The organism is Pseudomonas sp. K2I15 (genome assembly GCF_002204795.1).
Taxonomy (GTDB): Bacteria; Pseudomonadota; Gammaproteobacteria; order Pseudomonadales; family Pseudomonadaceae; genus Aquipseudomonas.
Genome location: NZ_NIXO01000050.1, coordinates 36,530 through 46,894 on the forward strand (window position 1 = coordinate 36,530; position 10,365 = coordinate 46,894).

8 protein-coding genes and 1 rRNA gene are annotated in these 10,365 nt (G+C 60.5%); 3 read left to right on the forward strand and 6 right to left on the reverse strand.

The genetic code is table 11. The annotated features are described in order from the left end of the window. Positions 1-64: 64 nt before the first annotated feature. Together rimI and CEC48_RS24165 are read right to left on the reverse strand one after the other, a co-directional pair. Entirely contained in the window at positions 65-517 is a 453-nt protein-coding gene (gene rimI / locus CEC48_RS24160; protein ID WP_003214382.1) for a ribosomal protein S18-alanine N-acetyltransferase, read from the reverse strand. Then, positions 510-1,247, reverse strand: coding sequence for an energy transducer TonB (locus tag CEC48_RS24165; RefSeq protein WP_088426030.1), 738 nt, complete (start codon positions 1,245-1,247; stop codon positions 510-512). Before CEC48_RS24165 ends, rimI begins: the two co-directional genes overlap by 8 nt. A 206-nt stretch (positions 1,248-1,453) precedes the next feature. Between CEC48_RS24165 and mksB the strand changes: the two genes are divergently transcribed. The 3 genes from mksB to mksF are packed head-to-tail and all read left to right on the forward strand — an operon-like array spanning position 1,454 to position 6,265. Then, the gene (mksB, locus tag CEC48_RS24170) at positions 1,454-2,731 is read left to right on the forward strand and encodes an Mks condensin complex protein MksB (RefSeq protein ID WP_088426031.1); all 1,278 of its coding nucleotides are present in this window, start codon (positions 1,454-1,456) and stop codon (positions 2,729-2,731) included. Continuing rightward, positions 2,721-3,428, forward strand: a complete 708-nt coding sequence (gene mksE, locus CEC48_RS24175; RefSeq protein WP_088426032.1) for an Mks condensin complex protein MksE — start codon at positions 2,721-2,723, stop codon at positions 3,426-3,428. The genes mksB and mksE overlap by 11 nt, the downstream gene beginning before the upstream one ends. After that, positions 3,425-6,265: an Mks condensin complex protein MksF gene (mksF, locus tag CEC48_RS24180; RefSeq protein ID WP_088426033.1), complete on the forward strand. Its 2,841-nt coding sequence runs from the start codon at positions 3,425-3,427 to the stop codon at positions 6,263-6,265. Before mksE ends, mksF begins: the two co-directional genes overlap by 4 nt. A gap of 170 nt (positions 6,266-6,435) precedes the next feature. On the opposite strand, the gene CEC48_RS24185 is transcribed toward mksF, so the two are convergent. The 4 genes from CEC48_RS24185 to rrf form a co-directional block, all read right to left on the reverse strand. Further along, the gene (locus CEC48_RS24185; protein ID WP_088426034.1) at positions 6,436-8,739 is read right to left on the reverse strand and encodes a PqiB family protein; all 2,304 of its coding nucleotides are present in this window, start codon (positions 8,737-8,739) and stop codon (positions 6,436-6,438) included. Then, positions 8,732-9,355 carry a paraquat-inducible protein A gene (locus CEC48_RS24190; RefSeq protein ID WP_003214366.1) on the reverse strand — a complete coding sequence of 208 codons (624 nt, stop codon included), beginning with the start codon at positions 9,353-9,355 and terminating at the stop codon, positions 8,732-8,734. Before CEC48_RS24190 ends, CEC48_RS24185 begins: the two co-directional genes overlap by 8 nt. Then, complete coding sequence (locus CEC48_RS24195; protein WP_088426035.1) at positions 9,342-10,001, reverse strand: paraquat-inducible protein A; 660 nt, start codon at positions 9,999-10,001, stop codon at positions 9,342-9,344. Before CEC48_RS24195 ends, CEC48_RS24190 begins: the two co-directional genes overlap by 14 nt. 246 nt (positions 10,002-10,247) lie before the next feature. Next, positions 10,248-10,363, reverse strand: a 5S ribosomal RNA gene (rrf, locus tag CEC48_RS24200). Positions 10,364-10,365: the final 2 nt, after the last annotated feature.

Below are 10,365 nucleotides of genomic sequence, written 5' to 3' on the forward strand. Positions count from 1 at the left end.
AGGTGATGCTATCGCAGGCAAGCCAGCTCCCACAGGGGCTGCTTCCACTTGGGATTTGTGCGTTTTAGTCGACCAGGGTGCAGGCCATCACGACCGCATCTTCGCGACCACCGACGGCGGGGTAATAATCCCGCCGGCGGCCAATTTCGTTGAAACCATAACGCTCATAGAGCCGGAACGCGCCGGTATTGCTGTCGCGCACTTCCAGGAAACATTCCCGCGCCTTGGCCTCGTAGGCCCGGGACATCAGGTGCTCCAGCAAGCTCAAACCCAGGCCACGGCCCTGGTTTTCCGGTTTGACGGTGATGTTCAGCAAGTGCGCTTCATCGAGGATGATCTGCACCACGCCGTGGCCGACCTGCTGCTCACCTTCGAACATCAGCCAGATCTGGTATTTGCCCAGCCCGTCGAGAAAAATCCCGCGGGTCCAGGGGTGGCTGAACGCTGCGTATTCGATCTTCAGTACAGCGTCGAGGTCCGCCTCGGTCATCGGGCGGAAGGATAAAGCTTCACTCATCGGTACTTTTCCAGCGCGCCATCAGCTGGCGCATGGCTTGCCAAACATCAGCCTTACGCTGTGGCTCTTCCATTAATAGTTCCAGGCCCGGCAGGGCCCACACGCAGCCCAGGCCTTCGACCTGCAGTTCGCGGTACCAGGCCTCGGCGTTGGCTTCACCGGCAAACCGCACGGCGGGCAAGCCGATCAGCCACAGGCACACGCAGGGTTCGTCTTCCAGGCGCGCCGACACAAAACCTTGCACAAAATCCCGCGCGGCGTCCGGGCCCTGGTCCATGGTGCCCCGCACCAGCAGCGGCCAGCGTACTGGCTCGCCGACGATTTGCGGGCTGTCGGGCAGGCCGGCGGCGCGCAGCATGTCTTTGAGCAGCAGATAAGCCGGGTCGCGGGTCTGGAAGCGCTCGCCTGTGGGTAACTCCACCAGCAGCAGGCAACGCCCGGCTCGCAGCAGTTGCAGGGCAAAGCGCGGCGGCGGCACCACCGGGGCCTTGGCCACGGCAGGCGCCTCTTCGGCGACGACCGGCTTGGCCACCGGCGACGGGCGCGGCACTTCGACCTTTGGCCGAACCACCGGGGTTTCTGCCACAGGCTTGACCAGCGGCACCGGCGCAGCCGCCTCCTCACCCGTAGCCTCGAACGCCTCGAACGGTTCCGGAGCCTCCAGCAGCTCGGGCCGCGAGGGTGCGGCGAACGGTAATTCAGTGCGCGGCAGCCAGTTGACCACCTGCATGGCGGTCAAGTAAGCGCGACGTCGGGACTCGATAAGCAAAGGTCGGCCACTTGTGGATAACTAAAGAACGGGGATTCTACCGCCCTTCGACGAAGATCGCCCGCAGTTGATCGCGCAAGTGGGCGCCTCACGACCGGCTGTGGATAAATCCCGGCACCGATGCAGTACAATCGCGGCTTTTAATCGCTAACCAGCCGGCCATTCCGATGATCGAACCCAAGCGCGTCTTGCGCGCCCTCGCCGAACACTGGGCCCTGCTTGAGCCACTGTGCGAACACTTCGACCAAGGCACCCTGAGCCTCAGCGAATTGCGCGCCCAACTGGCTGCCCAACAACTGGACAGCACGCCACAGGACATCACCAGCCTGCTGGACGTGTGGATTCGCCTGGATATCCTGGTGCCTGTCGCCAAGAGCCCGAACCGTTTCGAGCTCAACGCGCAGATCCACGACTTCCTGGCGTATCTTCGCAAGGAGCACCGGCTAGGCCTGTGCCTGGAAATCGAAGCCTACCTGCGCCACCTTGAGCGCCTGGCGGGTTATATCCAGGACGCTTTCGATATCCGTGACGGCCATGACCTGGCGCGCCAACTGCGCCTGCTGGACATGCGCGTACGCGACGTGCTGAAAAAACTCGCCAACGACGAACAGGCCCTCGCGGCCGTAGCTGATCGCGCCAAGACCAGCGACCGGCAGATCCCGTTGCGCCAGCGTTACGCCGAAGTACTGGCGACCTGGGACGAATACGTCGAACCGATGATTCAACTGGTGAACGCCGACGGCGCCTTCGAACAAGGCGTGCGCAAGGTCGAAAACGTGCTGCTGCGCATGCTCACCGAACAGCAGCGCCTCGGCCACCTGGTGGACGACGACATGCTGCTGCGCACCCACGCGCGCATCCTCGAAATGCAGACCAGCGCCCAGCTGACCTTGCGTCACGCACGGGAACTGCTGCTGCCGCTGCGTGAAGAAGCACGCCGACACAACGCCGTGACCCGTGGCGCGGCGCTGGCCTTGTCGGCGATCCGCCGCAAGGGCCTGGACGCGGTGCCGCAAGCGGCGATGCCGATGTTCACCCGGCCGCAAAGCACCTTTCTTGGCAGCGCCAGCCAGGTCGAAGCCTACGTGTACGCCCTGGCCAACTTCGAGCCAAAGCCGGCGCGTTTCCCCAAGGCGCACAAATCCCACAAGGGCGAAGCCCCTCGCGCACCGCGCACGGTCAAGGAAATGCTCGAGCGCTGCGAAGACGCACTGCCGATGCCCGACCTGATGACCTGGCTGCTGGAGCAGGAACCGGACGGCGCAACCGACGAGTTGCTGTACTGGTTCTCTCGCCTGTCGCGGGAAAAACGCTTCAAGCGCGAACGTCTGGAACGACGGGATTACCACACTCACGAGCACCAGGTCAGCCTGCGCTCATTCGCCCTGCTCCCGGCCAGCCTTGATGCGACCGGGAATTCTGCGAGCACACCTCATGCATCTTGATCTATCCGAACTGTCCCAACTGGCGCCGATCTTTCGCGAGCTGTTCAAGGGTTACCACGTCAGCCGCCGCGACCCGGAGCTGTACGCTCAACTGTCGAACTTCCAGGACCAGTACCGCACGCTGTTCAAGGCCCTGGGCTTTGAGCTGGTGTGCGATACCCGGGGTTTCTACTACTTCGTGCCGGACACCGCCGTGGCCGCTGCGCAGGTCAACAAGACCGCCCAACGCCTGGCGTTGTTCACCTTCATCATCGTCGAGCACCTGGCCGACCAGGGCCGCGACCCGATCGCCGTGCTCGACGGTGGCAGCCTGGGCCGTGACGAGCTGCCCTCGTTGCTGGAGAAGTACCGCGACCTGTTTATCCAGGCCGAAGTGACAACCGTTGAGGAGCTGGAAGAAAAAATCATGCGCCGTATGACGCAGTTGGGTTTTGCCGGTGAAGAGAACGGCATCTACCGCTTCCTGCCGCCGATGCACCGCTTCCTGGATGTGTGCCTCTCGGTGCAGCAAGACCGCGACCTCGCGGCGAGCATTCACAGCGTGTTGCCGTTGCCGGCGCCGGTGATCATCGACGAAGACAGCGACGAAAAACTGCTGAAGACCGATGACCCGCTGGACTTGACCGAATTTGAAACAGAGAGCGAAGAAGACGCCATGGCCCGCGCCATTGCCGAAGAACAGGAGACCGACGCATGAGCAAGGAACGCTACGGCATCCGCCGCTTCGCCCTTTTGAACACCGCCGGTTACAGCCTGGGTTTGTTCCCGCTGGAAGAGCCGCTGTCGGTGTATGGCGCGAACAACCTCGGCAAATCGGCTTCGATCAACGCCTTGCAGTTCCCGATTCTGGCGCGCATGTCGGACATGAGTTTCGGCAAGTACACCCTGGAGCAATCCCGCCGTTTCTACTTTGCCACCGACACTAGCTACATCCTGGTGGAAGTCGCGCTGCCCCACGGCCCGCACGTGATCGGCGTGGTCGGTCGCGGCCCGGGCGGTGGTTTTGGTCACCAGTTCTTTGCTTACGCGGGCAAGCTGGATTTGGCGCATTACCAGAAGAACGACACCTGCCTGCGCCAGAAAGAGCTGTTCACCAACCTTGAGCGTGAAGGCCTGAAAGCCTATGAGCTGAAGCCGGATGAACTGCGGCGTTTGCTGGTGGGCGGCCATACGTCGATCCCGCTGGACCTGACCCTGATTCCGCTGCGCTCCACCAGCGAGCAGAGCCTGAAAACCTTCCGTGCGCTGTTTATCAACTTGCTGCACATGCGGGAAATTACCGCGGCCAAGTTGAAGCAACTGTTCCTGGATGCGTTCGAACACAGCCTGCGTTCCGGCAGCGTGGATTACATCGCGGCGTGTGAAGAAGCCTTCCGTGATGTGCGACGTATGGAGCAGGACTACAACTCACTGGTCGCGGCCGGGCCGCTGGTGGAAGCGCTTTCCAATGGCGTGAAACAGCGCGAAATTCTGCGCGGCAAGCTGCATCGCCTGTCGCCGCTGCTGGACTCGTTGCTGGGCACCTGGTCGGACTACGCCAGTGCGCGCAAGGAAGAGCTGACGATTCAGGCCGAGCATTACCGCAACGAGCAAGACTCGCTGCAGAACGACCAGCGCGGTGGCACTCAGGAGCTGATGCGCCTGGAGCGGGAAATCAGCGGCATTCAGCGTTGGCTCGGTGAGTTGTCAGTGCTCAAGCACCGCTTCGCGCTGGTGGATGACGTCAAGGTGCTGGAGCAGCAACTGCTGGCGGCCAAGGATGCCCACGATGAATTGGCGGGCGCCCTGGCGCAGTCGCGTCAGTTCAGCGCCGAGGATTTGGACGAGCGTCTGCGGGATCTGGAAAAACGCCTGAAGTCGGTGAAGCAACAGCTCGATCACGCCGACAACAACAGCTACGCCAAGCTGCGGGAAGAATTCTCGCAGCAGGATGTCGAGCGTCTGATGCGCCTGTTCAACAGTTCGCTGTTCAGCTTGCCGCTGGGTGAGCACGGCATCACGCTGGACGAGGAAGGCCTGTGGGTGAAATCCCTGGAGCAGATCCTTGATGGCTTCAAGGGCGAGCGTTTTGAAGTGCCGGGGCTGGCCATCGATATCTCACATATCGAGCCGCCGGCGTTGCAGGCGTTGGCTGACCGCGCCGCGTTGCGCGACCAGAAAGAGCGTCTGGAAAAAGAACTCAAGCAACTGAAAACCCAGCAAGCCGTGGCCTCTGACCGCGCGGCGAGCAAGACCCAGACTGAAGCGCTGTACCAACAGGTATTGGACGCGCAGAAGGCGCTGGAGGACTTCCGCCGTGCGCAGACCCTGAGTGCCGAGGAAGGCGAGAAGCTGGAAAGCCTGGCGCAGATGGAAGGCGCGCAGGACGAGTTGAAGCGCTCCAGCGATGCGTTTACCGAACGCGTCCAGCAACTGTCGGCCAAGCTGCAACTGGTGGGCCGGCAGATTGGCGATATGGAAGCCAAGCAGCGCACGCTGGATGACGCGTTGCGTCGTCGTCAGTTGCTGCCGGCGGATTTGCCGTTTGGTACGCCGTTCATGGACCCGGTCGACGACTCCATGGAAAACCTGCTGCCGCTGCTCAATGACTATCAAGACAGCTGGCAGGGCTTGCTGCGCGCTGATGGCCAGATCGACGCGCTGTATGCGCAGGTGCGCCTCAAGGGCGTGGCCAAGTTCGACAGTGAAGACGATATGGAGCGTCGCCTGCACCTGTTGATCAACGCTTACGCGCACCGTACCGATGAAGCCCTGACCCTGGGCAAGGCACGGCGTGCGGCGGTGACCGATATCGCGCGCACCTTGCGCAATATCCGCAGCGACTACGACAGCCTTGAGCACCAGTTGGCACTGTTCAACCGCGAGATCAACAAGCGTCAGGTGTCCAACCTGCAGAGCTTTCGCATTGTGCTCGCGCCGAACAAGGAAGCCCTCAAGCATATCGACCAGATCATCCACAGTGCCGGCCAGTATGAAGAAGGCGAAACCCTGTCGGTGTTCGACCTGAGTCAAAGCGCCGAGCAGGACAACAAGAACGAGGAAGCCAAGGAATACCTGGCGCGCCTGGTAGCGGCCAACCATAACCAGTTGGGCCTCAAGGACTTGTTCGAGTTGGCGTTCGAGATCACCAAGGTCAACGGCCAGCCGATCATTCACACCGACATCGATGGCGCCGCGTCCAACGGCACCACCATGACCATCAAGGCGCTGACCAACATGTATTTGTTGCTGCACTTGATGGACCGCGATCAGGCCGGGCGAGTGCGCTTGCCGTACTACCTCGATGAGGCGGCAGACATCGATGAGAAGAACCAGGCGGCGTTGCTGGAGACCAGCTTGCAGTTGGGCTTTGTGCCGATTCTGGCGAGTGTGAAGCCACAGGTTTCCGCCCAGGTGGCGATTGACCTGGAAGGCGGCAGCGGGCCGAACGGGATCTACATTGATGAGGCGGACTGGAAGTACATTCGCCGTCACGATGTGGTGAAGGCCACGGTGAACGTGCAGGCGGATGAGCCGGAGCTGGATGAGGTTTAATCGGCTGCGCTGACATGCAAAAAGGCCGCGATCTTTTGGATCGCGGCCTTTTTTTGGTGCTCTTGAGGGCCTCTTCGCGAGCAAGCCCGCTCCCACATTCAATCGGGTTCCTTTAGGGGGAACTCGGTCAAATGTGGGAGCGGGCTTGCTCGCGAAGGCCGCGCCTCGGCCTATTTACCGAGTGGGATTTTAGGTGCCCAAGTCAGCCATTCGTCTTCGAACTTGTCGAACAGCGGGAAGGTTTGCTGCGGGCGTGCAGCGTTGCCCATGCGTTCGCCGTCTGGCGTTGCAAAGGCGATACCGCCGGCGACCAGGGTCTCCAGGGATTCGGTACGCACCGTTGCACCCTTGAATAGGCCGAAGTCGAGACCGAAGCCACTGGTATTCCAGAAGCGGCTGCCACTGCGCACCAGCGGCGCGTACTTAGGCTCGATCAGGATGTGGATCAGTACACGGTCGGCAGTCTGGCCCAGCTCGTAGCCGGTGACTTTGCCTACGGTGACTTCGCGGTAAGTGACCGGAACGCCTTCCTTCAACGAGCCACGGCGCGCGGCGCTGAGCACTAGGCTTAGGCCCTCCTCCTGATGAACGGCCTCGGGTGGTTTGTCCAACGCGACAAAGCTCTTTTGTGGACCGGTGCTTTTCGTCGCCGGCTGCGCTTCGATGTACTGACCGGTGACCAGGGTTTCCAGGTTCGAAGTTTTCATCAGACCCAGTTCTGGCTTGACCACCCAGAACTGACTACCGGCCCGGGCGATGCGATCCGCCACTTGGGTGATGCGCGCGCTGAGCAGTACCGATTGCATGTCGGCACTCAGGTCGACACTTTCGATCTTGCCTACGTCCAGGCCTTTGAAGCGCACCGGCGTACCTGGCCGCAGGCCATCGGCACGGTCGACCTTGATGGTCACCAGCGTGCCGTGCTGGTTGGCGGCCTCGCGATCCGGGAACAAGCGGAAACGCGGGATACGCTTTTTAAGCGGCACATTCTGCTCAGGGGTTTCAAAGGCGATACCGCCGGACATCAGGCTGGCCAAAGATTCGCTTTTCACTTGGATACCGCCGGTCAGTCCACCGGTCAGGGTCACCCCACTGGCATTCCAGAAACGCGTCGAGCCGTTGACCAACCCTTCGTATTCTTTCTCGATGTGGACGCCGATCACCAATTGCTTGTTCTTGCGGGAGAACTGGTAGCTCTGTACGGAGCCGACTTTGACCTGCTTGTAGAGGATCGGGCTGCCGACATCCAGGGAGCCGAGGTTGTCGGTGAACAGCACCATGTGCAGGCCAGGGGAACGCAGGTCCAGTGGAGGCGCCTTGGCACGAGCCACGAATTCCCGTTGTGGCGTGCTGCCCTTGTCACCGGGACGGATGGCGATGTAGTTACCTTTTACCAACGCTTCCAGCCCGGTGATACCGGCCAGGGAAATCGACGGTTTGACCACCCAGAATTGGGTGTCCTGCACGAGGTAGTCTTCGGCCAGTGGATCGAGGGTCAATTCGGCATTGGCACTGGACAGGTCCGGGTCGATCTTCAGGGTTTTCAGGCTGCCGACCTGGATGCCTTTGTACATCACCGGCGTGCGGCCAGCCTGCAGGCCTTCGAAGTCGGTAAGCTTGACCTTGGCCTTGATGCCCGCAGCAGCGGCGTCGAAGTCTTCGTACAGACGGAACGGCAGGCTTGGGTCGGTCGGCGGGCTGTCCTTGCGGTTCTCTGGCGTGGCGAAGGCGATACCGCCGGCGACGATGCTGGCCAGGGATTCGCTGCGTACTTTTACACCGGAAAGGTTGGCGTCGATGCTGATGCCGCTGGCGTTCCAGAAACGCGTGTGTTTACGCACCAGGCTGGCGTAGGTCGGCTCGATGTAGACCTTGATTTCAACGGTGGTCTGGTCTTCGGAGAGCAAGTAGCTTTTGACCTGGCCCACCTGGATCTGCTTGTAGAACACCGGGCTGCCGCGGTTCAGCGAGCCGAGGCGATCGGCCTTGATCGTCAGGTGCAGGCCGGGCTTGGCGTCGGATAAAGGTGGTTCTTCGGACAGGGCCTTGAACTTGCGTGTGGGCTCGCCATCGCCCGGGCTGGCAGCGATGTAGTTACCCGAGACCAATGTTTCCAGGCCGGTGATACCGGCCAGGCTGACGCTGGGTTTTACCAGCCAGAAACGGGTGTTGGTCTTGAGGTATTGCTCCACATCCTTGTTCATCTCGATGGTGGCGATCACCCCGCGATTGTTACCCTCATCATCCAGCGCCAGGGCTTTGACCTTACCCACGGACATGCCTTTGTAGACCACTTCAGTCTTGTTGGCCTGGATGCCTTCGCCGCTTTCAAAGCGAACCTGAATCTCGATACCTTGCTGGTTGTAGGCACGCCACCCCAGCCAGCCGCCGATGATCAGGGCAATCAGGGGCAGTACCCAAATAGCCGACCAGTTGGAAGCTGGGCGGGTTTTAGCCTTAGGCAAATCACTCATGGTCGTCGTCCGACTCCGTGTTATCCCAAATCAGTCGGGGATCAAAAGTTACTGCGGCAAGCATCGTCAAGATCACCACACTGGCGAACGCCACGGCACCGAGATTGGCCTCGACACTGGCAAGTCGCCCAAAATTTACGACCGCCACCAGGATGGCGATCACGAAGATATCCAGCATGGACCAGCGGCCAATGAACTCGATAAAGCGGTACATGATAATGCGTTGTTGCGCGGAAAGTGGCTGGTGACGTTGCACCGAGAACAGCAGCAGGCCGATGCCCACCAGCTTGAAGGTAGGCACCAGGATGCTGGCGATAAACACCACCGCAGCGATGGGGAACATGCCGTGCTGCATCAACTGGATCACGCCGGACATGATGGTGCTCGGATCGCCTTGCCCCAGGGAGCTGACGGTCATGATCGGCAACAGGTTGGCCGGGATGTACAAGATGGCCGCCGTGATCAGCAACGCCCAGGTGCGCGTCAGGCTGTTCGGACGGCGAGCGTGGACCAGCGCACCGCAACGGGTGCAGGTTTGCTCGTCGGTGTCCGGGTCTTGTTTGTTTAACTCATGGCATTCGGTACAGATCAGAATGCCCGCATCAATCGCCCGCATGAGCATCCTCTCCTGACAGCGCTTCCCAAATCTGGTGAGGTGACATGACCACCTCCAGCAGCACCTGGACCATTAACAGGCTCACGAAGCAGGCCAGGCCCAGGCCAACGGTGATAGAGGCCATGTCGGCCAGTTTTACGATCGCCACCAGCACGCCCATCAGGTAAACCTCGAGCATCCCCCAGTCCTTTAGATGGTGGTAGATGCGATAAAACAGCAGGCCGTAGCTGCGGCCGATGTTCCAGCGGATGCTTAGTAATACCGCCAGTTGGCACAGGAGCTTGAGCAATGGAATGCCCATGCTGCAGAGGAACACCACTAAGGCGACGCCTTGCATGCCGGTTTCGAAAAGGCCGACAACGCCGGTCCATACGGTGTCCTGCGAGGACTGCCCGAGTAGATTGAGCTGCATGATGGGTAAAAAGTTCGCAGGGACGTACAACAACAGCGCGGCAATCACTAAAGCCAGGCTTCGTTCAACGACGTTGTGACGGTGCGCGTACAGCTCGTAGCCGCAGCGCGGGCATTGGGCCTTTTCACCGCGGGAAAGCGCTGGCTTGCGCATCAGCAAGTCGCACTCATGGCATGCCACCAGTTCGTCCAGCGGTAAGTCTGACACCTCAAGGGTATCAACCGGGTCGGGCATATAGGGCTCGGACTCTAAAAAAGGTTAGGTGCCTATTCTAGTGTTCTGGTTCAGAAATAACTGTGCAAATTTGTCGGGGGATTTAATAGCGAATTGTGTATGCGGGGGGATTAGAGCGTGGGGGTTAATGCGTGGCATCAGGTAGCCCGCGTTATCGTTGACGTCTTTCGCGAGCAAGCTCGCGCCTACAGAACGCCCAAAACAAAACCCCTGATTGCGTTAGCAATCAGGGGTTCTGGAATTTAATCTTGACGATGACCTACTCTCACATGGGGAAACCCCACACTACCATCGGCGATGCATCGTTTCACTGCTGAGTTCGGGATGGGATCAGGTGGTTCCAATGCTCTATGGTCGTCAAGAA

What these genes read in the sequence shown, in the direction of transcription:
- rimI (WP_003214382.1), bottom strand. Translation starts at nt 517, where the DNA reads ATGAGTGAAGCTTTATCCTTCCGCCCGATGACCGAGGCGGACCTCGAC.
- CEC48_RS24165 (WP_088426030.1), bottom strand. Translation starts at nt 1,247, where the DNA reads ATGCAGGTGGTCAACTGGCTGCCGCGCACTGAATTACCGTTCGCCGCA.
- mksB (WP_088426031.1), top strand. Translation starts at nt 1,454, where the DNA reads ATGATCGAACCCAAGCGCGTCTTGCGCGCCCTCGCCGAACACTGGGCC.
- mksE (WP_088426032.1), top strand. Translation starts at nt 2,721, where the DNA reads ATGCATCTTGATCTATCCGAACTGTCCCAACTGGCGCCGATCTTTCGC.
- mksF (WP_088426033.1), top strand. Translation starts at nt 3,425, where the DNA reads ATGAGCAAGGAACGCTACGGCATCCGCCGCTTCGCCCTTTTGAACACC.
- CEC48_RS24185 (WP_088426034.1), bottom strand. Translation starts at nt 8,739, where the DNA reads ATGAGTGATTTGCCTAAGGCTAAAACCCGCCCAGCTTCCAACTGGTCG.
- CEC48_RS24190 (WP_003214366.1), bottom strand. Translation starts at nt 9,355, where the DNA reads ATGCGGGCGATTGATGCGGGCATTCTGATCTGTACCGAATGCCATGAG.
- CEC48_RS24195 (WP_088426035.1), bottom strand. Translation starts at nt 10,001, where the DNA reads ATGCCCGACCCGGTTGATACCCTTGAGGTGTCAGACTTACCGCTGGAC.